Here is a 20,735-nt window from a genome sequence, read left to right as displayed (position 1 = left end):
GCGATGGCTTCCGGTTCTGGCGTCATGTGACGGGAGGGTCTGAAGCAGCAACGGTAGCAACGGGTACGGGCTTTGAAGGCCGTGAATGATATTTTGCGCCCTTCAGCCAAAGAAGCAAGGCCTGCCAATGAATGGCAAACGTCACGCCGACGGAGGAAAGTGGATTGGTGAGGGCGAGTTTCATCAGGTTGGCCGTTGTTGCGTCCTGTATACGCGCCTTGATGTTCGCCAGATGTGAGCGCTCGCCATCTTTTATGTTTTCGACCACTACATCCAGGGTTGAGACAGGTTCACGCAGCGTGAACCGGTATTGGCCGCTGACATCGAAGAAGGGAGAGACGTGAAAAGCCTTCGGCGCCGCGTGCACCGACCGTGCGCTTGCAATCGCAGCGACATAGCAATGTCGTTCGCCGAACGTGTTGCGCACTTCGTAAATAACACCGGCGAGGTGTCCGTCCTGCGCATAGCCATACCAAAGGGAGAGTGGCGCGAACTTGTAGAATAAATGGCGCGCGAACGTCACAAGCCGGATAGTCCCGCCCTTGAGGTCCACGCCGGCGGTTGCAAACAGTCCATCTGCCCACTGCCGCAGGCTGATCGACGCATCGAGCGCGCCATGATCGACTTCCCGAAACGAAAATAATCCGGGCCTGTTGACGCGAAACAGCCAGGACATGCGGCCAGCTTCCGCAAGCCGGTCTATGTCCAGATCGATCAGTGCAATCTCGTAGCTGAACGCTCTTTCGAAGGGGACAAATCGCTTGTGATGAGTCCGCCCCTTCCAGAGCCTCAGCGGGGGTCGTGTCACGCAGTTACCTCGGCCTTCAGATCCGGTCCTGAAGTGTTGCGCCGCGGCGTGACGATGTCCACGCCTTTTGCTTCCCAGGGAACAGATCCACCAAGTGACAATGCTGGCGAGAGTCCCGATTTGAGCCCATCCTCATGGAAACCGCGCCCCATCCAGGCGCCGGCGAACCACAATCCGTCCTGCCCCTGAATCCGCTTGAGCGAACGGACTGCCGCTTCGGCCGCCGCATCGAATTGTGGATGATCGAAGCGGTATTCGTGAAAGGTGAACTCCGGGGCAGGGGCGCGCTCAGGGTTCAGCGTTATGAACACGGGCCGCGTCCGATCAATGTTCTGCAGACGGTTCATCCAATAGGTAAGGCAGATATCGCCATTCGATTGCTTGAGCACGTTCCAACTCGCCCACGCTGCTTTTCGCGCGGGCATAAGCGACGGGTCGCGGTGCAGATAGATCGTGTTCGGACGATATCGTACGGAGCGAAGGTAGAAGGCTGGTGTTTCGTAATCCCGTTCAACCAACTTCAGCGCTTGATCCGAATGGCAGGTAAAGATGACGTGATCGAATATTTCCGCTTTGCCGGCGCCGGCGACGACAGCAACCTTTTCCCCGAACGGGTGCACCCGGGATACCGCTGCCTTGAGGCGAACCCGTTCGCCGAGCGCCTCGCCCACCTTGCGCACATAGTTCTGGCTGCCCCCCTTTATCGTGCGCCATTTGGGGCGCTCCTTGTGCATCAGGCGATGATTGTCAAAAAACTGGAAAAAACTCAGAGCCGGGTAATCGAGCATCCGGTCTTCTGCCGTTGACCAGATTGCTGCGCCCATCGGCAGGATGTAGTTCGTGCGGAAATCCTTATCGAACCCGTGCCGGTCAAGCCATGCGCCCAGGGTTGTGTCATTGATCTTGTTTTCAGCAAGATCAGTGCGGGCTAGGTCGTTGAAGGTGAGGATCGTGCGCCAGAATTTGTGGAAGCGCAGATTCAGGAAGTTGCGCTTCTGCGCAAAGATGCCTGTCAACGTTGAGGCCCAGGTCCATCCCGCCGGATCCGATACGGAAAAGCTCATATCAGAAGCTTCCGTCTCGACGTCCAATGCATCGAGGAAGCCGATCAGGTTAGGGTAGTTGAGGCCGTTATAGACGATGAAGCCAAGATCGACATTCAACAACGCGCCGTCATAGTCGAACGTGTGCGTACAGGCATGCCCGCCCAGGCGATCGTCCTGTTCGAATACGGTGACGTCTGCGGTATCGCGCAAGGCCCAGGCGGCGCCGAGCCCGGAAATACCTGAACCGATGATGGCTACTTTCATCATTCCGCCGCCTGCTCCTCTTTAGTTTTATTATAAGCATCGAGCGCGCGTTCGCGCGCTGAACTGTGATCCACAACCGGTCTCGGATAATTCTTTCCGAGTGTCACGCCCGCAGCCTTCCGAATCGCGTCTGGTGCGTCAAACGGCGAATGGAGGAACTTGTCCGGCATCTTGCGCAGTTCGGGGCACCACTTTCGCACGTATGCGCCGGTTTCATCGAACTTGCTGCCTTGCGTGATCGGATTGAACACGCGGAAATATGGCGCTGCGTCTGCGCCGCTGCCTGCCGTCCACTGCCAGCTCGCCGCGTTCGCTGCCGGGTCCGCGTCCAGCAACGTATCCCAGAACCAGTCCTCACCGGCCTGCCAGGGCAGCAGAAGGTGCTTCGTCAGGAACGAAGCAACGATCATCCGTACACGGTTATGCATCCAGCCCGTGTGCCAAAGCTCACGCATGCCGGCGTCGACCATCGGATAACCGGTCAATCCCCTTTGCCAGGCGCGCAAGCCCTCCGGGTCCTTGCGCCAGGGCATCCGGTCGAAACTCGGATTGTAGTTTGCGCGCGCCAGATCTGGATTGAAGTTCAGAAGGACGTGCGAGAATTCCCGCCACGCGATCTCCGACAGGAAGACCTCTGCACTCCGCTCATCGATGCGGCCGGCTTCGACACCCGCAGTGACTGCCCGCCAGATCTGCGCCGGACCGATTTCGCCGAAACGGAGATAGGGAGAGAGCCGCGACGTCGAAGCGGCAATGTCGGGCCGGTTGCGGGTCTCAGCGTAACCGTTGACCGGTCCCGCAAGAAAAGCCTTAAGCCGCGCTTGTGCGCCTGCCTCGCCCGGCGTCCAGTTTTCTGCAAAGCCGGAGGACCAGTCCGGCGCTGCGGGATGCAGCCGCCAGTGGTCCAAAGCTTCGCTTTCGACCTTGATCGTCTCCAACCGCGCGGGCGCGGGCAGAGCAGGGGCGGGAGCGTAGTTCGCGCGCAAGGCGCGCCAGAACGGGGTGAATACCCGGTAGTACCCGCCCGACCCCGTTTTGAGCTCCCAAGGCTCCATCAGCAGGCGCGCATTGTAGCTCTGGACCGTCAGGCCGTCGGCTTTCAGCACAGCTTTCAGGTCGGCGTCATGGCTCTTTTCAGGTTCGCCATAGCGCCGGTTCCAGACCACAGACCTAGCGCCGGTTTCGGCTACGAGTGACCGGATCACGGCCTCTGCTGGCCCGGTGCGTAGCACCAGCTGGCCGCCTCGGGTGTCCAGCGCGGCCGCCAGGGCCTTCAAACTCTTGTCGAGCCACCATTTCGACGCTCCGCCCATCCCCCGCGCCCCTGCGAGACCCGTTTCGCGGATATAGACGCATGCAACAGGGCCGCCGGCCTTCGCCGCAGCGGCCAGCGCCGGATTGTCGGCCAGACGCAGATCTTCGCGGAACCAGACGAGGGTAGGGGGCGAAAGAGACATAAAGCGGGGCCGAATCCTGTCATCGGGTTTCGTTTGTTACGAGCCAATACGGGCTTTGGATCAATCCGGCCTGCCCGGCCGGACTTTCAACCCCGCCAGCAGCCCGCTATACCCCGGCCGAGCCCAGAAAGAGCGCCGCATGCAGCCTGCCCGCCTTCGCCAGATTGTTGAAACGGCGCGACACAAGCGTGTCCTCTGCGTCGGCGATGTCATGCTCGACCGATTCGTTTACGGGGTGGTCGAACGCATCTCGCCCGAAGCGCCGGTGCCGGTCCTTCGCCAGTCGCGCGCCGCCAGCATGCCCGGCGGCGCTGCCAACGTGGCCCGGAACCTCGCTTCCCTCGGCCTCGAAGCCGTCATTGTCGGAGCGGCCGGCGACGACGAGGCCGGACGCGAACTGGCGGCCCTGCTCGACCACTCGACCGGCATTTCTTCGCACCTTGTGACCCTCAAGAACCGTCCCACAACGCTCAAGACCCGCATGGTCGCCGGCGGCCAGCAACTGTTGCGCCTCGACGCCGAAGAGGTTGGATCGCCGGATCCGGAGAGCGAACGGGCTTTGATTGCGGAAATTGCCGCCCTGATCCCGACCGTTTCAGCGGTCCTGATCTCTGACTACGCCAAGGGTCTGCTCTCCGAGGCCGTTATCAACGCGGTGCTCACGGGCGCCGCGCAGCACAACCTGCCCGTCATTGCCGATCCCAAAGGCAAGGATTTCGCGCGATACGGCGCGGTCGATATCCTGAAACCGAATGCCAGCGAGCTGGCGGCCGCAACCGGCCTGCCCACCGGTTCGACGCCCGATGTGGAACGGGCCCTCAAAGCCGCTCAGGCAGCGCTGCCCGCCAAGTCCATCGTCGTCACCCGCGCAGCGCAAGGTATGTCCTGCATAGCCGAAGGCGGGGTCCTTGAGCACGTCAGCGGAAAGGCGCGCGAGGTTTTCGATGTGTCCGGCGCCGGCGACACAAGCCTCGCGGCGCTGGCCATGGCGGTCGTTGCGGGCGCAAACCTGCAGGAAGCGGTCCAGGTCGCGATCCTTGCGTCCGGCATCGCCGTCGGGAAGTCCGGCACGGCGACCGTCTCCGCCGCCGAACTGATCGATGCGGCGGCGCTGGAACAGTGGTCCGGCAAGGCCGGCACGCTCTCCGTTGATGCGATGGTGGGGCAGATCGAGCGCTGGCGGGAAGGGGGGCTGCGCATTGGCTTTACCAATGGGGTCTTCGACATCCTGCATCCCGGCCACATCCGCGTACTCGAGGACTCCCGCAGCCGGTGCGACCGCTTGGTCGTCGGACTGAACTCCGACACATCCGTCAAACGCCTCAAGGGTCCGCAGCGGCCTATCAACGATGCGGAGTCGCGCGCGCAGGTGTTGTGCGGGCTCGCGTCTGTCGATGGCGTGGTGATCTTCGAGGAAGATACGCCTCTGAACCTGATCACGGCACTGAAACCCGACGTCCTGATCAAAGGCGGCGACTACACGCGGGACACCATTGTCGGGGCTGATTTTGTCGAAGCCCGAGGCGGCGACGTCGTGGTCGTGCCGATTGTGCCGGGTCACTCGACCACGTCGACCATTGCCCGCTCGAGGAATGGTTCATGAGCCAGGCTGCACAGGTTGCGGCCTCCTTGTTCAGGCAATACGGGGATGATGCCGTCGTCATTGCCACGCTGCGCGCAGCCGAAGTCGCGGCGATGGGCGACGTCGAGGCCCTGGCGCATTGGGACGAGGTAGCCGCCATATTGTCCGGAGAGCACGATCCGGACGGAATTCCGAACTAGGGCAGGGGCCCTGCCCCGGCCGTTCAGTTGGTCGAGTGCTTTTTCAGCTCGTACGTGCCACGTCCGGTCACATCAAACCATTCCGGAATGTCTGGATGGCTCAGCGGCAGCTCGGAATCGTCCGGAACAAGGTTCTGTTCGGACACATAGGCAATGTAATGGGTCCGCTCATTCTCGGCGAAAAGATGGTAGAACGGCTGGTCCTTGCGCGGGCGGACTTCTTCCGGGATCGATTCATACCATTCGTCCGTATTGGCGAATTGCGGATCGACGTCGAAAATAATCCCCCGGAACGCGAAAATCCGGTGCCGTACAACCTGCCCGATCTGGAATTTGGCGATGTGCTTGGAAATCGCGCCATACCGGTAGCGCTCATCGATGCGGTCCGTCAGCACCAAAGGCTCACGCGGCGCTGCGGGCTTGCGGCCAAACCAAGCACGCAGCCATGATGAGGGTCCACGTCGACTGGTCATTGTCCGCTCCTGTGGTAGAGAATGCCTCAAGTTTCGATTTCGGGCCACACCATGGCTGACAAAAAAGACGGAACCGGCGGTCGCAGGCGTGGCCCGCCCGGTTCCCAAAGGGTGCGGCCGCTCTATGCAGCGGTCGATCTTGGCACGAACAACTGCCGGTTGCTGGTCGCGGAGCCCCGCGGGCAGTCGTTTCGCGTCGTGGATTCCTACTCCCAGATCGCCCGTTTGGGCGAAGGCCTGCACGACTCCGGCCGTCTCTCGGATGCGGCTGTGGAGCGGGCCATGAGCGCCCTGCACGCGATCCGGAACAAGCTGAAGCATCATGGTGTCGGACGGGTGCGCTGCATTGCGACGGAAGCCTGCCGCAAGGCTTCGAACGGCGCCGATTTCATCCGCCGCGTCCAAACAGAAACGGGTCTGACCTTCAAGGTGATCGGCGCCAAGGAGGAAGCCCGACTTGCGACCATAGGGTGCTACGATCTGATCGAGGCTGACACCAAATCGGTGCTCGTGGTGGATGTCGGCGGCGGCTCGACAGAGCTGTCGCTGGTTGACGCCCGGCCGATCCAGTCCGGCGGCCTGGCCGGCATCCTGCGTGATGCACCCATCATCGATTGGACCAGCCTCAAGGTGGGCGTGGTCACGCTGTCTGAAGCATTCGACCTCTCTGACGAGACCGCCATCTGGCCGGCCATGCTCGAACGGGCGCGCACAGAAGTGCGCAGCTGGCAGGGCCTTCCCGCGGTTGCCCGGCGGCTCGCCGATGACGGCGGCTACCTGATCGGCACCTCCGGCACCGTCACCTGCCTGGCTGGGGTTCACCTGAAGCTCGATCGCTATCGGCGCGACAGGGTGGATGGCAGCTGGCTCACGCGGGCGGACGGCGCCGCGACGATGACCCTGCTGCGTGATCTGGGAGTCACCGGGCGCGCAAAACTGCCCACGATCGGCGAAGAACGCGCGCCCCTTATGCTGGCTGGCTGCGCGATCATGGAAGCGGTCTGGGAAGTGTTCGACGCCCACAAACTGCGCGTTGCTGATCGCGGACTGCGCGAAGGCGTTCTATTGTCCATGATGCATGGGAGTCGGCCGCAGCGGCGCAGGCGCCCGAAGAAGCGCAGACCAGCCGGCGGAGGTGGCGATGTCGGATGAAGAAAAGCGGCGCTGGAAAAAGCCGACCACCGAGAAGCCCGGGTCCGGCCGAAGCACGACCGAACGCAAGGTCATTGCGCGCAACGCCCGCACCGAGAGCTCGAAGAAGTGGATCGAGCGCCAGCTTCAGGATCCCTATGTCCGCAAGGCCATGGATGCCGGCTACCGGTCGCGGGCGGCCTACAAGCTGCTCGAAATCGATGAGTCGGCGCACATCCTCAAGCGCGGACAGCGTGTGATCGATCTCGGCTGTGCGCCGGGCGGCTGGATGCAGGTCGCCTTGCACAGGGGCGCGGGCGAGGTTGTCGGGATCGACCTTCTTCCGGTCGAGCCGATTGATGGCGCAACGATCTTCCAGGGAGACGTCAACGATCCGGCAGATGTCGAAAAGGTTCTCGCTGCGCTCAGCGGGCCTCCGGACCTGATCCTGTCGGACATGGCAGCCAACACAACCGGGCACAAGCAAACCGACCACCTGCGCACCGTGGCGCTGGTCGAACTCGCCGTCGACTTTGCCATCGCGCATCTCGCACCGGGCGGTGCCTTTTGCTCGAAGGTCTTTCAGGGCGGCACGACGCGCGACTTGCTCGTCACGCTGAAATCCCATTTCCAGACGGTGAAACACATCAAGCCGCCAGCCAGCCGGGCAGGTAGCCCAGAAATCTATGTCGTCGCAAAAGGCTTCAAGGGAGGAAGAAAATGAAACTGGAAGGTGGATGCTATTGCAAAGAGCTTCGCTACGAAGCCGAGGGTGAGCCGATCATGAAAGCGGAGTGCCACTGCCGCGAGTGCCAGTACATCACGGGCGGGCAGGCGAATGACTTCATGGCCATGCCGGCAGCCGGCTTCCGCTACACGAAGGGCACGCCGAAATCCTACACGCGCGCCGACCTGCCCCATGCCGTGACGCGCGAATTCTGCGGCACGTGCGGCACGCCGATCCTGACCCGCGCACCGGCCCTCCCGCAGGCGGTCATTCTCAAGGTGGGCTCGCTGGATGACACAAGCGTGTTCGGCCAGCCGCAAGTCATCATGCAGACGGCCGACGCACCGAGCTTCCATCACATCCCGCCGGGTGTTCCTGCTTTCGAACGGTTTCCCGGATGAGAACCGCCCTCTTCTGCCTGGCGCTCGTCGCCCTGCCCGCATGTTCACTGTTTCATCCGGGGAAGGGGGAGGTGTCGGCGCCGGGCGAGGCCTATCAGCGAATTGAGTTCGAAGGCGCAATGGCCGCAACTTCCGAACGGGCTGCGTGCACGGCGGTTGGCGGCGAAATCGTCGCCAGCGGCCGGCTGCAACGGGAAAACTGCGTTCAGACCTTCACCGACGCCGGCAAGACTTGCGCAGGCAATCGTGACTGCCTTGGCGAGTGCCGCTACGAGGGTGAAGCCGAGCTTGCGCCCGGCACACCAGTTGCCGGCACTTGCCAGGTAACCGACGCCCGTTTTGGCTGCCGAACGGTGGTCGAAAACGGCCAGATCGCGCACACGCTTTGTGTGGACTAGTCCACAGTCCGTTGTGGACAGCTTATGGACGGCTTGAAGCCGTTCTTGCGCAACGATTACCTTCCCCCAACCGGCATCAATCCTCGGAGGCGTCCTGCATGAAATTCCTTTTCGCGTTATTCGCAGCCATCACGCTCTCGGGCTGTGCCTGGTTCCACGCACCGGCCACGCCGGATCCCGAACCGGGCGCGGCGGAATCCAGCTACACGCATATCGACGTTGCCGGAGAGATCGCGACACCGGCCGAGCACGCCGCCTGCGAGGCCGTCGGCGGTTCGATCCGCCGTGAAGGCATGCTGGGCTGGGAACACTGCGTGCAGACCTATCCGGATGCTGGCAAGGCCTGCTCTGGTGAAGCCGATTGCCTGGGCACCTGCCGTTACGAGGGCGAAGTGGTGGAGCCCGGCACGCGCGTGACGGGCGCCTGCCAGGTCGTCGACGTTCCCTTCGGCTGCTACGCGACCGTCGAGGATGGCCGGCTGCAGCATGCGCTCTGCGTGGACTGATCCGTCGTCAGGCGAGCAGGTGCGCTTCGGCTTCGTCGCGATGCTTCTTCAGGTAGCGCATGAACGGCGTGCCACCTGTTCCGACATCCGGATCGTTTCCGGCGGCGGTTGAGGCCTGCCGGTTGATGTAGGTCGCCGCATACTCAAGGTGACGCGTGCGGAACCGGGCGAGCTTGCGGATATTGTCGTTGTAGACCTCGCGCAGCGCCCGATTGCCCAGCTTCTGAACCACCTCGCGCACGACGCTTTGCGCGCGCAGATCGTCGACGAACTGCCGGTGCAGCGGCGGGCGGTAGGCGTGCAACTCGTCGAGGAAGGCCCTGAGCGGATCGCCGGCATGTCCGATGCCCAGCAGCGCGTCCATGGCCGGTACGATCGAGGACTGGGAGCCGGTCTGTCCGCGAAACGCTTGCGGTTTGCCGCCGGTTTCCGCGACCCCCTCGTACACCAACCCCTCGCCGAGGGCCGGATTGTCCTTCCAGCCATGGATCCACGGGCGCACGCGGTGGAAATACATGTAAGGGTCGCAGCGCTCCGGCATCCGGTCGAAGATCGCATTGACGTCATCCCAGACGGCGCTCATCACACCGAGCGCGCGTTCAATCTCTGCGGCATCTTCCTCTTTCGCGGCGCCGACGAGCTTAGTGGCTTCCATCAACATTTTGCCCGCACGCGCCTCGATCGCCACGTGGACGAGAATGAACCAGGCCTCATCCATACCGCCTTCGAAGTGCTGGATCGTGTGGATGTTCGACAGGTCGATGGGCCCCTTCTCGTCGAAGCGCGCCCAGTTCTCGAGCGTGTAGCTGGAATAGGGGAGGAGGGGCGGCTGACCGATGGCCTGCCCGATCTGCCAGATTGGAACGGCAAGACAGGCGGGCAGCTTGTTCGGCGCTTCCGGCTCGCCCCAGACATAGGCCTGTACCATGAAGCTGTAGTGCAGCATCGCGATGCGCCGTTCAGGCTCGCCTGCATTCGCGCAGAAATCGGCCAGATCCAGTTCGGGCAGGGTTTCGAGAAAGCTGCGCAGGCGCCCGGTCGGGATCAATTCGGGCAGGCGCAGGGCCATCTCGCGGACGGGCTGCAGCTCGGCCGGAAGGGCAACGGAAGCTGGATCAAAGCTCGAAAGAAAGCCCCGCTCAGCGCTCATGCCATAATCGGACAGGTTCATCAAAACTCCTCCCCAGAGTGCGATGGTTGCAGATGTAACAATTTTTCCCTGTATCGATTGCGTCGTGCGGGCTGTCAAAGCAGCTCTGCAGAGACGTGCTGGGGAAGGGGCTTCACAAGCCAGCGCGACTCCCTTACTAGGCCAAAAAGGGAGCTCCCCACATGAAAATCCGACAAGCCATTACGTTTGACGACGTGCTCCTGCAGCCCGGCGCCAGTGAGGTCATGCCCTCGGAAGTCGATGTTTCGACCTTCCTGACTAAGGCAATTCCGCTGAATATCCCCCTGCTCTCGGCGGCCATGGATACGGTCACCGAAGCGCGTCTCGCCATCGCCATGGCCCAGGCTGGCGGGATTGGCGTCATTCACCGCAACCTGTCGATCGAACAGCAGGCTGGCGAAGTCGCGATGGTCAAGAAGTACGAGAGCGGCGTGGTGATGAACCCCGTCACGATCGCGCCCACAGCAACGCTGCGCGAGCTGCGCGAGCTGAAACAGCGCACCGGCTTCTCGGGCATTCCGGTCGTGGAGAAGAACGGCAAGATCGCCGGCATCATCACCAACCGCGACACGCGCTTTGCCGACGATGCCAACGCCTCCATCGCCAGCCTGATGACGCGCGAAGTTGTGACGGTGAAGATCGATACACCGATCGAAGAAGCCCGGCGCCTGCTCCACAAGCACCGGATCGAGCGCCTTGTGATCGTCGACAATGACGGGCGCTGCATCGGCCTGCTGACCGTAAAGGACATGGACAAGGCCTCGCTCAACCCGAACGCCGCCAAGGACCTCGCCGGACGCCTGCGCGTAGCGGCAGCCTCTACGGTCGGCGATGCGGGCTACGAGCGCACCGAGGCGCTGATTGCAGCCGGCGTCGATGCGGTCATCATCGATACGGCGCACGGCCACTCGAAAGCCGTGGCCGACGCGGTGCTGCGCGCCAAGAAAATCTCGAATGCTGTGCAGATCATCGCCGGCAACGTCGCGACCGCTGAGGCCACCAAGGCCCTGATCGATGCGGGCGCCGACGCTGTGAAGGTCGGCATCGGCCCCGGCTCCATCTGCACCACGCGCATCGTGGCGGGTGTCGGTGTGCCGCAGCTCACCGCGATCGAGGATTGCGCCAACGCCGCCGCCGCATCGGGCGTGCCGATCATCGCTGATGGCGGCATCAAGTTCTCTGGCGACTTTGCCAAGGCGCTCGCCGCCGGCGCCTCCACCGCGATGATGGGATCGATGTTCGCGGGCACGGAAGAAAGCCCGGGCGAAGTGTTCCTGTACCAGGGCCGCTCGTACAAGGCCTATCGCGGCATGGGTTCGCTTGGTGCGATGGCGCGCGGATCGGCCGACCGTTACTTCCAGAAGGATGCTGCAGCCGACAAGCTCGTGCCGGAAGGTATCGAAGGGCAGGTGCCGTACAAGGGCTCGCTGAACCCGATCGTACACCAGATGGTCGGCGGCCTGCGCGCAGCAATGGGCTATGTGGGCGCGAAGACGATTGCGGAGTTGCACGCGAAAGCGCAGTTCGTGCAGATCACCGGGGCAGGGCTTCAGGAGAGTCACGTCCACGACGTGATGATGACGCGCGAAGCTCCGAACTATTCGCTGCCGCGGGGCTGACGCGGCTTCCGCCACATCGCTTCCATCGGAGGTGAGCCGGGGCCCAGTTCGAAAAGCTTCATCCGCTCGAACCCGTGGCTCATGTAGAAACCCGTGTTCGCCGGATTGGAGTTTTCCAGGTAGCAGGGCAGGGCAGAGCGGTCGGCTGCGTCCAGCATCGGCTGGATGATCCGTTTCCCATGGCCCTGCCCCCTCGCCGCCTTACGCGTGCCGATCGTGAACAGATACATGTGCGGCTGATGCGGGTGTTCCCGCGCCATCGCCTCGCCAGCTGCGAGCGCGCGCCGGGCGGCGCCTTTCGATCCCTTTTGCAGCAACACCCAAACAAGCTGCATCGTAGCCAATGCCGACAGTTCACGGCTCGCCGAGGAATGGCTCCACATCGTCGCAGCATCATCACCGCTGAGATGGCAGATGCCCCTTGGCAGGTACACGGTGCGCGCCAGCGTGCGGAACACGGGCGGCATCGCGTCGGCATTGCCGAAGATCCAGAGGTTCACTGGGTCTTCGTAGAAGGCCTCAGCCGTGATGTCGCCAAGCTGTTTCCAGTCGGCCCGGGAAGCCGGGCGCAGTCCTTCAGGGAGATGGATATCCATGGGACGCCTTAAGCAGAAGGTGGATTGAAGCCGCTGAGCAGCACGATATTCGCCGTGGAGGCCGCGAAACGGTGCTGCGCAAGGGCCTGGTAGTCCGGCGAGGTGTACCATTCGCGCATCACGTCCCTGTCCGGGAACTCGAGCAGCACGGTGCGTGTGCAGGGCCATTCGCCCTCGATGATCTCGGGCGCCTCGTCGACCGCGAGGAGTTTGCCGCCATAGCGGCTGAAGATCTCCATGAAGCCGGCACCGTAAACGCTGTAGGTTGCGGGATCCGTGATCGTGATTCTGGCGACGATATAAGCGGTCATGGCGCGGCCTCAGTGCGTGTGCCCGCGCATCGTAAGAGTTTGAATAATGCAGTGTCCAACGGTTTCATTGCGCGCCCGGCGAGGCTAAGGCGTGCGCAGAAACAGGATTGAGGACTTTCCATGCGTAATGGCGGCCGGATCAGCGCAGCAATAGACGTGCTGCGCGACGTGCTGGAGCGGCACCAGCCGATCAAGGTCGCCATGCGCGACTGGGGCAAGCGGGCGCGCTATGCCGGGTCCACTGACCGGGCCTGGGTATCTGGACTGGTTCTTGATGCGTTGCGGCGGCGCAATTCGGCGGCCCACCATATGGGCCATGGCGACGCCCGGGCGCTCGTGCTTGGCACGCTCAGCATCGCCTGGGGTTGGAACGCCCGGGATATCGAGCAGGCCTGCTACGACGACCATGGGCCCACGCCGCTGACCAATGACGAGCGCAGCCGTCTCATCATGGCGCCGGATCCGGCCGCTCCGCTGCACGCGCAGGGCGACTATCCCGAATGGATGACGCCCTACATGCAGCGCGTGTTCGGCCCGGACATGGTGATCGAGGCGCAGGCCATGGCTGTGCGGGCGGACGTCGACCTGCGCGTCAACACACTCAAGTCTGATGCCGAGAAGGCTGCGCTGCCGCTGAAGTCGGTGAAAGCCGAACCCTCGAAGCTGCTGGTGAATGCATACCACATTCCGGCGCGCGACCCGACGATGCGCGAGGACAGCATCGAGGGCATCCCGGCTTTCTCCAGGGGTTGGGTCGAAGTTCAGGATGCCGGCAGCCAGATCGCGGCTGCGGCGGCGAATGCCAGGCCCGACGAACAGGTCATGGATTATTGCGCCGGCGGCGGTGGCAAGACGCTGGCCCTGGCCGCGCAGATGGAGGGCAAGGGTCAGATCCATGCCTATGACATCGACGGAAAGCGGCTGTCGGCGCTCATTCCGCGCCTGAAGCGTTCCGGCGCCCACAATGTGCAATTGGTCCATCCCAGCGAGGGCAACAGCCTTGAACCACTGGTCGGCCAGATGGATCTCGTGTTCGTCGATGCGCCGTGCACCGGCACCGGCACCTGGCGCCGCCGGCCGGATTCGAAATGGCGCATCAAGCCTGCCCAGCTCGAGAAACGCATCCAGGACCAGCGGGAGATCCTGCAGGCGGCCTCAACCTACGTGAAGCCAGGCGGCAGACTGCTCTACGCGACGTGCAGCTTCCTGATCGAAGAGGACGAGGACCGCGTGGCGGAGTTCCTGGCGGGGGCGCCGGAATTCGTCGAGCGTGACGCCGCCGAAGCCGCCGTCGCATCAGGCGCGCTTACAGCGCATGGTGCCAGCGTTGTCCGCAAGTTCCGCGGGCCGACAGGCAGCGTACGGCTCACCCCGCGCCGCGCCGGCACCGACGGCTTCTTTTTTGCGCTTCTGGAACGCCGCGTCTGATCCATATGGACGAATCCGCTGCGCCGGGCTAAGGCGCCGCATGACTCAAGCAAGCCACGAACGCGTCCTGATCGTCGATTTCGGCAGCCAGGTGACCCAGCTGATCGCACGGCGCCTGCGCGAAAGCGGCGTCTATTGCGAAATCCATCCGTATAACAAGGCGGACGCCGCATTCCTGAAGGCCTACGGCCCGAAGGCGATCATCCTGTCGGGTGGTCCATCCAGCGTGTATTGGGATGATGCCCCTATGGCCGACATGGCGATCTTCGAGGCCGGCATCCCGGTGCTCGGCATCTGCTACGGTCAGCAGGTGATGATGCACCAGCTCGGCGGCCGGATCGAAGGTGACACCAGCCGTGAATTCGGCCGGGCATTCATCGAGCCTGTTGTGAAGGATCCATTCCTCGACGGCCTGTTTGAAGGCGGCAATCACGAGCAGGTCTGGATGAGCCATGGCGACCACGTCGCTGAAATGGCGCCCGGCTTCGGCGTCATCGCCAAATCGCCCGGCGCCCCGTTCGCCGTGATCGCAGATCCCGAGCGGCGCTTCTACGGCACGCAGTTCCACCCGGAAGTCGTGCACACGACCCACGGTGCAAAGATCCTGCGCAACTTCATTCATGGTGTCGCGGGCCTCAAGGGTGACTGGACGATGGCGGCCTACCGTGCAGAAGCCGTCGACAAGATCCGCGTGCAGGTCGGCAAGGGCCGCGTGATCTGCGGTCTGTCGGGCGGCGTTGATTCCTCGGTGGCCGCTGTGCTGATCCACGAAGCGATCGGCGACCAGTTGACCTGCGTCTACGTTGACCACGGCCTGATGCGCGCCGGTGAAAGCGAACAGGTCGTGAGCCTGTTCCGCGAGCATTACAACATCCCGCTGGTCCATGTGGACGCGTCCGAGTTGTTCCTGGGCAAGCTGGACGGCGTCACGGACCCCGAGGCCAAGCGCAAGATCATCGGCGGCCTGTTCATCGACGTGTTTGACGAAGAGGCGAAGAAGATCGGCGGCGCGGATTTCCTGGCGCAGGGCACGCTCTATCCGGACGTCATTGAAAGCGTCTCGGTGAGCGGTGGCCCGAGCATGACCATCAAGAGCCACCACAATGTGGGCGGCCTGCCAGCGCGCATGAAGATGAAGCTGGTCGAACCTCTGCGCGAACTGTTCAAGGACGAAGTGCGCGCGCTGGGCCGGGAACTCGGATTGCCGGAGGCATTCGTCGGCCGTCACCCGTTCCCGGGGCCCGGCCTCGCGATCCGTATTCCGGGCGCGATCACGCGCGAGAAAGCCGACACGCTGCGCAAGGCGGACGCGATCTATATCGAAGAGATCCGGAAAGCCGGTCTCTACGACGAGATCTGGCAGGCGTTCAGCGTTCTGCTGCCCGTCAACACAGTCGGTGTGATGGGGGACGTGCGGACATATGAGTCCGTTCTAGCCCTGCGCGCGGTCACGAGCGTCGATGGCATGACGGCTGATTACTATCCCTATGACCACGCTTTCCTCGGCCGCGTCGCCACGCGCATCATCAACGAGGTTAAAGGCGTCAACCGTGTCGTCTACGACATCACGTCAAAGCCACCCGGCACGATCGAATGGGAATGATTCCACGTCTCTCGCGGGCTATCGCGGGCGATCATTAAAACCAACAAAAACAATGGCCTGATACCGATTATCGTTCGCTATTTATCGCCTTCTATCGCAGCCCAACGGAACATTCTGACGGTATCGCCTGACGGTATACAAATTGCCTCTTCCTGCCTAAAGTCAAAATACCGTCAGCCCATTTTGGCGGCCTGACGGTATTTTTTCGACGTAACGCATTGAAAAACAAGCGTTTCATTGTCGAAAACCGGCCATTTTGGCCTGACGGTAAAATGTATGGGAAGGAGGCGCTCTGTGCTGACCGATATCGCAATCAAGTCATTGAAACCAAAGGATAAACCTTTCAAGGTAGCAGACAGGGACGGTCTCTATGTGTCGGTCGCCCCGACGGGCACCAAGACCTTTCGCTACGATTACCGTGTGAACGGGCGCCGCGAGACGCTGACCATCGGGCGTTATGGCAAGTATGGGATCACGCTGGCGGCTGCCCGCGAGAAGCTGATCGATGCGAAGAAGCTCGTGGATGAGGGTGTCTCACCTGCCAAGGAAAAGAAACGGGCCAAGGCCAAGGCGACATCCGAAGGGACATTCGGGGAGCTTGCTCAGCGCTGGCTCGCTGAGGGCGAGATGTCGGATTCGACCCGCGACATGCGTCGTCACATTGTAGACCGTGACCTGATCCCGGCGCTGGGCAATTACACCTTGCGCGAAGTGACGAGCGAGGACGTCCGTCAGCTCTGCGATAGGATCAAGAAGCGGGGCGCGCCTTCAACGGCGCTCCACGCCCGTGAGTTCATCAAGCTCATCTACGCCTTCGCCAATTTGCACGGCATTCGCGTCGAGAATCCCGCCGAAGAGGTCGATCCTCGTTCGATCGCACGTGTCCGCCCCCGCGACCGCTCGCTGACGCCGCTCGAGATCCGGGTTCTCTATCGCGTTCTCGAAGACATCACCGCCAATCCGACGCTGAAGCTCGGCGTGAAATTCATCCTGCTGACGATGAAGCGCAAGACCGAGGTCGCCCATGCGACCTGGGATGAAGTCAGCTTTCAGGACGCGGTCTGGACCATCCCAAAGAAGCGGATGAAGACGGGCCTTGATCACAATGTCTATCTGTCGAACCAAGCGCTCGATATTCTGGTGGCGCTGAAAACCTGCGCAGGCGGATCGAAATACGTCTTCCCGTCGCGCTACGACACGTTCCGCCCGATCTCTAACGCGACCTTCAACCGGATCACCGACAGCGCTCATAAGCTGGCGAGCGAAATGGAGCTGCCGCTGGAGCCGTTCACGGTTCACGACCTGCGGCGTACCGGATCGACGCTGCTCAATGAGCTTGGCTTTAATCGCGACTGGATCGAGAAGAGCCTTGCCCATGAGGACCGGCGTTCTTCGCGTGGGGTCTACAACAAAGCGGAATATGCCGACCAGCGCCGCCACATGATGCAGGAATGGGCCTACATGATCGACGCCTGGGCTGCCGGCGAAAGCCGCAAGCCGAATATCATCCCGGAGAGCATGGCGGTCTATGCAGCTGATCCGAGGGTGGGGTGAAAGACTCGACGTAGCTTGTCGTTCGCGCATTGTCCGCCGATATTGCTGCATAGTGCCAAGTTGGAAAACATAGCTTTGACCGAACTGACCGAAACCCTGAAACAACTCTCCGCCCTGTCGCAGGAAACGCGGCTCCTGGCATTTCGCGCCTTGATGCAGGCGGGACAGGAAGGTCTTCAGGCCGGGGCAATTGCCGAGCAGCTTGAACTCGCGCCGAACAAGCTGTCCGGTCACCTCGGCATTCTGGTCAATTCCGGTCTCGTCAGTGTCGAACGCGATGGGCGGCGCATGATCTACCGGGCCGAAATCGAGGCGGTGAACAGCCTGCTCTCCATGCTGGTCGAGACCTGCTGCAACGGTCATCCGGAGGTCTGCGCGCCGCTTGCGGGCCTCTCAAAAGTGTCCTGTTAGATCAATATTCGATAGAATGTTGAAATAATCCGCGCACTCCCCTAGGAACACGTGACCGCGTCTACCTCGCGGTGGGGAGATGCGATGAAACCTGTTCTGATAGCCTCGCTCTTGTTCTGCGTCTGCGCCGCTTCCGCAGGCGCTGAGGAACCGTTCCGGCTTGAGTCGGACGTGAAGGCGCCCGACTGGCTGACGCTTAAGGGCGAGACGCGCGTGCGCTATGAAAGCCTTGACGGTCAGTTCCGTGCAGGCCGTGCAGACAGTGATCAGCTTTTATTGATCCGCACGCTCCTGCTCGCCGAAGCTGATACTGGACCCGTTTCCTTTGGCGTCGAACTTCAGGATAGCCGGACTTATCTTGGCGATGTCGGCACGCCACTTTCGAGCAGCTTCACCAATCCGCTCGATGTCCTCCAGCTTTACGCCCGGTTTGACGACCTGCCCGGCTTGCTAGGAGGCAACGCCAATGGCCAGCTCATTCTTGGTCGCCAGACGGTGTCCATCGGCTCGAAGCGCCAGATCGAACGGGTCGAATACGCCAATGTCATTCGCAGCTATACCGGCGCACATTTCATCAGCGAGGCGGACCGGGGTGATGAACTGCACCTCATCTATGTCGTGCCCACGGCCCGTTTCCCGAACTCACGCCCGGAGCTGGACGACAACCGGCTGTCAGGCGATGAGGAACAGTGGGGCCGCCGCATCTGGGGCGTCCATTATCGCCGCGCCGACATCCTGCCGGGAGCGGTTCCGGACCTCTGGGGCGAAGTATTCGTCTATGGCCTCGAAGAAGAAGACACAGAAGACTTCCAGACTCCGGATCGCTCCTATATCGCGCCCGGCTTCCGGCTCTATCGCAAGCCACAAGTAGGTCAATGGGACATTGACCTCGAAGCCGCCCTGCGGAAGGGAACGCGCTATGCCAGCACGAGCCCGGCAGATACGCAAAGCCTCGAAGTCGACGCGGCCATGATGATTGCGGCGCTTGGTTACACATTCGATGCACCATGGCAGCCGCGCCTCTCTCTCGAATACTATTACGCCAGCGGCGACGAGGATCCGGATGATCTCGCCTTCGACCAGCATGAGCGCCTGTTTGGCGGTCGGCGCACCGATCTGAACAACACCTCGATCCATGGTCCTCTAACGCCAGCAAACCTTAGCGCACCTGGGTTTCGCCTTCAGGTGACACCGGGTGAGCGCTGGGATGGCTGGTTCCAGTATCACGCCGCCTCTCTGGCATCCGAGACAGACAGCTGGGTCATTGCGCGACTGCGGGACCCAACTGGACAGTCGGGCAGTTTTATCGGGCACGCGCTGGACGCGCGGGCGCGCTATTGGGTCGTGCCCGACAGCCTGCGTCTGGAGCTCGGCACCTCGGCCCTGGTCTATGGCGCATATCCAAAAACCGTCCCCGGCGGGCCCGAGGGCAACAGGACGCTGTTTGGATATGCCCAACTCACGTTCACCTTCTAGAAAGACCAGCTCATGGGCATTTTTGAGAAATATCTCTCCGTCTGGGTCGGCCTTTGTATTCTCGCAGGCCTAGGACTGGGTCTGCTTATTCCCGATGTCTTCGAAGCGCTTGCGGGCCTCGAATACGCCAATGTCAATTTTGCTGTCGCGATCCTGATCTGGGCAATGGTCTGGCCGATGATGATCGGGGTGGATTTCTCCGCCATGTCGCGGGTTGGCGAAAAGCCAAAGGGATTGATCATCACGCTGGTTGTAAACTGGCTGATCAAGCCGTTCACCATGGCCGCGCTCGGCGTCCTGTTCTTTCGCTATGTGTTCGCCGACTTCATCCCGCCCGCCGACGCGGAAGGCTATATCGCAGGGCTGATCCTGCTGGGCGCGGCGCCCTGCACGGCCATGGTGTTTGTCTGGTCCCAGCTCACCCGAGGCGACGCAAATTACACGCTGGTTCAGGTCAGCGTGAATGATGCAATCATGGTGTTCGCCTTCGCCCCGATCGTGGCCTTCCTGCTCGGCGTCACAGAGATCGCTGTCCCGTGGGAGACGCTGCTCCTTTCGGTCGCGCTGTATGTGGTGATCCCGCTGATCGCCGGCGTGGTGACACGGAACATGCTCACGCGGCACGGCGGCGCAGAGGCGGTGTCTTCCTTGACGGGAACGATCAAGCCGATCTCGGTTGTCGGCTTACTGGCAACGGTCGTGCTGCTCTTCGGGTTCCAGAGTGACACCCTGATCGCCAAACCCCTCATCATCGCGCTGATCGCGGTGCCGATCCTGATCCAATCCTACGCCATCTTTGCCCTAGCCTATGCAGCGGCGTGGGCGTGGAAAGTGCCGCACCAAATCGCCGCGCCCTGCGCCATGATCGGCACATCGAACTTTTTCGAGCTTGCTGTGGCCGTTGCGATCAGCCTGTTCGGCCTGAATTCCGGAGCCGCGCTTGCGACCGTGGTGGGGGTGCTGGTGGAGGTGCCGGTCATGCTCTCGCTGGTCGCCTTTGCAAACCGCACGCGGAACGCCTTTCCAGATCCGGACACAAACAGCGAGGCCACGCCATGATCGTCATCCATCACAATCCTGACTGCGGAACCTCCCGCAATGTTCTCGCCATCATCGAGGCGAGCGGAGAGACGCCGGTCGTCATCGACTATCTCAAGGAAGGTTGGACCCGGCCTCAACTTCTGGCGCTGTTTGCGGCTGCAGGCCTTACACCGCGCACGGCGCTGCGCGAAACGAAATCTCCGGCGAAGGACCTTGGCCTGCTGGACGAGAGCGTCAGCGATGAGGCAATCCTCAACGCCATGCTGGAGCACCCTGTCCTCGTAAACCGGCCCATCGTGGCAAGCCCGAAAGGCGTGCGCCTGTGCCGCCCGAGCGAGGCCGTGATGAACCTGCTCGACAAGCTCCCGCCCGGGCCTCTCTTCAAGGAGGATGGCTGTTGATTTCTGCTGAGAACTGACCCGGGGTTTCCATCGAGAACTGACCCGCCTTTAGACTATCTTTCGAGTTTCATTTGCGGGTCAAGACGATGCCTTCTCCTTTTTCGATTTCGGCTTCTGCGCCGAGCTATTCT

Annotated in this window: 22 protein-coding genes; 15 read left to right on the top strand and 7 right to left on the bottom strand. The window is 62.1% G+C overall.

Annotated features, from left to right (window positions below; all coding sequences use genetic code 11):
* Positions 1-22: 22 nt before the first annotated feature.
* The 3 genes from GC148_RS11180 to GC148_RS11170 are packed head-to-tail and all read right to left on the bottom strand — an operon-like array spanning position 23 to position 3,575.
* A complete protein-coding gene (locus tag GC148_RS11180) occupies positions 23-808 on the bottom strand; it encodes a DUF1365 domain-containing protein (protein WP_291070837.1) in 786 nt (261 codons plus the stop codon).
* A complete protein-coding gene (locus tag GC148_RS11175) occupies positions 805-2,118 on the bottom strand; it encodes an FAD-dependent oxidoreductase (RefSeq protein ID WP_291070836.1) in 1,314 nt (437 codons plus the stop codon). Before GC148_RS11175 ends, GC148_RS11180 begins: the two co-directional genes overlap by 4 nt.
* Complete coding sequence (locus GC148_RS11170) at positions 2,118-3,575, bottom strand: deoxyribodipyrimidine photo-lyase (RefSeq protein WP_291070835.1); 1,458 nt, start codon at positions 3,573-3,575, stop codon at positions 2,118-2,120. The genes GC148_RS11175 and GC148_RS11170 overlap by 1 nt, the downstream gene beginning before the upstream one ends.
* 139 nt (positions 3,576-3,714) lie before the next feature.
* Here GC148_RS11170 and rfaE2 point away from each other — a divergent pair, with 139 nt between their 5' ends.
* Entirely contained in the window at positions 3,715-5,178 is a 1,464-nt protein-coding gene (gene rfaE2, locus GC148_RS11165) for a D-glycero-beta-D-manno-heptose 1-phosphate adenylyltransferase (RefSeq protein WP_291070834.1), read from the top strand.
* Positions 5,175-5,357 (top strand): hypothetical protein, encoded by a 183-nt coding sequence (locus GC148_RS11160; protein WP_291070833.1) that lies wholly within the window; start codon positions 5,175-5,177, stop codon positions 5,355-5,357. Before rfaE2 ends, GC148_RS11160 begins: the two co-directional genes overlap by 4 nt.
* A 23-nt stretch (positions 5,358-5,380) precedes the next feature.
* Here the strand turns inward: GC148_RS11160 and hspQ are convergent, their stop codons facing one another.
* The gene (hspQ, locus tag GC148_RS11155) at positions 5,381-5,710 is read right to left on the bottom strand and encodes a heat shock protein HspQ (protein ID WP_366063733.1); all 330 of its coding nucleotides are present in this window, start codon (positions 5,708-5,710) and stop codon (positions 5,381-5,383) included.
* A 141-nt stretch (positions 5,711-5,851) separates the two neighbouring features.
* On the opposite strand from hspQ, the gene GC148_RS11150 reads away from it, so the two are divergent.
* The 5 genes from GC148_RS11150 to GC148_RS11130 all read left to right on the top strand — a co-directional run bounded on the left by GC148_RS11150 (position 5,852) and on the right by GC148_RS11130 (position 8,993).
* Positions 5,852-6,982, top strand: a complete 1,131-nt coding sequence (locus tag GC148_RS11150) for a Ppx/GppA phosphatase family protein (protein ID WP_366063707.1) — start codon at positions 5,852-5,854, stop codon at positions 6,980-6,982.
* The gene (locus tag GC148_RS11145) at positions 6,972-7,685 is read left to right on the top strand and encodes an RlmE family RNA methyltransferase (protein WP_291070830.1); all 714 of its coding nucleotides are present in this window, start codon (positions 6,972-6,974) and stop codon (positions 7,683-7,685) included. Before GC148_RS11150 ends, GC148_RS11145 begins: the two co-directional genes overlap by 11 nt.
* Positions 7,682-8,089, top strand: coding sequence for a GFA family protein (locus GC148_RS11140; RefSeq protein WP_291070829.1), 408 nt, complete (start codon positions 7,682-7,684; stop codon positions 8,087-8,089). Before GC148_RS11145 ends, GC148_RS11140 begins: the two co-directional genes overlap by 4 nt.
* Positions 8,086-8,487, top strand: a complete 402-nt coding sequence (locus tag GC148_RS11135; RefSeq protein WP_291070828.1) for a hypothetical protein — start codon at positions 8,086-8,088, stop codon at positions 8,485-8,487. The genes GC148_RS11140 and GC148_RS11135 overlap by 4 nt, the downstream gene beginning before the upstream one ends.
* Positions 8,488-8,585: 98 nt before the next feature.
* Positions 8,586-8,993: a hypothetical protein gene (locus GC148_RS11130; RefSeq protein ID WP_291070827.1), complete on the top strand. Its 408-nt coding sequence runs from the start codon at positions 8,586-8,588 to the stop codon at positions 8,991-8,993.
* Positions 8,994-9,000: 7 nt separating this feature from the next.
* Here GC148_RS11130 and GC148_RS11125 read toward each other — a convergent pair whose 3' ends face one another.
* Positions 9,001-10,164 (bottom strand): indoleamine 2,3-dioxygenase, encoded by a 1,164-nt coding sequence (locus tag GC148_RS11125; RefSeq protein ID WP_291070826.1) that lies wholly within the window; start codon positions 10,162-10,164, stop codon positions 9,001-9,003.
* 161 nt (positions 10,165-10,325) lie between these two features.
* On the opposite strand from GC148_RS11125, the gene guaB reads away from it, so the two are divergent.
* Positions 10,326-11,783 (top strand): IMP dehydrogenase, encoded by a 1,458-nt coding sequence (gene guaB / locus GC148_RS11120; protein ID WP_291070825.1) that lies wholly within the window; start codon positions 10,326-10,328, stop codon positions 11,781-11,783.
* Here guaB and GC148_RS11115 read toward each other — a convergent pair.
* Together GC148_RS11115 and GC148_RS11110 are read right to left on the bottom strand one after the other, a co-directional pair.
* Entirely contained in the window at positions 11,762-12,379 is a 618-nt protein-coding gene (locus tag GC148_RS11115) for a GNAT family N-acetyltransferase (protein ID WP_291070824.1), read from the bottom strand. The two genes, guaB and GC148_RS11115, sit on opposite strands and share 22 nt — an antisense overlap.
* An 8-nt stretch (positions 12,380-12,387) precedes the next feature.
* The gene (locus GC148_RS11110; RefSeq protein ID WP_291070823.1) at positions 12,388-12,690 is read right to left on the bottom strand and encodes a DUF1330 domain-containing protein; all 303 of its coding nucleotides are present in this window, start codon (positions 12,688-12,690) and stop codon (positions 12,388-12,390) included.
* A gap of 120 nt (positions 12,691-12,810) precedes the next feature.
* Here GC148_RS11110 and GC148_RS11105 point away from each other — a divergent pair, with 120 nt between their 5' ends.
* The 7 genes from GC148_RS11105 (at position 12,811) to arsC (ending at position 20,604) form a co-directional block, all read left to right on the top strand.
* Positions 12,811-14,118 carry an RsmB/NOP family class I SAM-dependent RNA methyltransferase gene (locus GC148_RS11105; protein WP_291070822.1) on the top strand — a complete coding sequence of 436 codons (1,308 nt, stop codon included), beginning with the start codon at positions 12,811-12,813 and terminating at the stop codon, positions 14,116-14,118.
* A 40-nt stretch (positions 14,119-14,158) separates the two neighbouring features.
* Positions 14,159-15,721 carry a glutamine-hydrolyzing GMP synthase gene (gene guaA, locus GC148_RS11100; RefSeq protein ID WP_291070821.1) on the top strand — a complete coding sequence of 521 codons (1,563 nt, stop codon included), beginning with the start codon at positions 14,159-14,161 and terminating at the stop codon, positions 15,719-15,721.
* A gap of 294 nt (positions 15,722-16,015) precedes the next feature.
* The gene (locus tag GC148_RS11095; protein WP_291070820.1) at positions 16,016-17,275 is read left to right on the top strand and encodes an integrase arm-type DNA-binding domain-containing protein; all 1,260 of its coding nucleotides are present in this window, start codon (positions 16,016-16,018) and stop codon (positions 17,273-17,275) included.
* Between the two features lie 75 nt (positions 17,276-17,350).
* Positions 17,351-17,686 (top strand): metalloregulator ArsR/SmtB family transcription factor, encoded by a 336-nt coding sequence (locus tag GC148_RS11090; protein WP_291070819.1) that lies wholly within the window; start codon positions 17,351-17,353, stop codon positions 17,684-17,686.
* 84 nt (positions 17,687-17,770) lie between these two features.
* Positions 17,771-19,162 (top strand): alginate export family protein, encoded by a 1,392-nt coding sequence (locus GC148_RS11085; RefSeq protein WP_291070818.1) that lies wholly within the window; start codon positions 17,771-17,773, stop codon positions 19,160-19,162.
* 12 nt (positions 19,163-19,174) lie between these two features.
* Positions 19,175-20,221 (top strand): ACR3 family arsenite efflux transporter, encoded by a 1,047-nt coding sequence (arsB, locus tag GC148_RS11080; RefSeq protein WP_291070817.1) that lies wholly within the window; start codon positions 19,175-19,177, stop codon positions 20,219-20,221.
* The gene (gene arsC / locus GC148_RS11075) at positions 20,218-20,604 is read left to right on the top strand and encodes an arsenate reductase (glutaredoxin) (protein ID WP_291070816.1); all 387 of its coding nucleotides are present in this window, start codon (positions 20,218-20,220) and stop codon (positions 20,602-20,604) included. The genes arsB and arsC overlap by 4 nt, the downstream gene beginning before the upstream one ends.
* The last annotated feature ends 131 nt before the right edge of the window (positions 20,605-20,735 follow it).

The sequence above is a fragment of the Hyphomonas sp. genome (assembly GCF_016125515.1).
In the GTDB taxonomy this organism is placed as follows: Bacteria; Pseudomonadota; Alphaproteobacteria; order Caulobacterales; family Hyphomonadaceae; genus Hyphomonas.
This window is presented reverse-complemented; position numbering and strand designations above follow the sequence as displayed.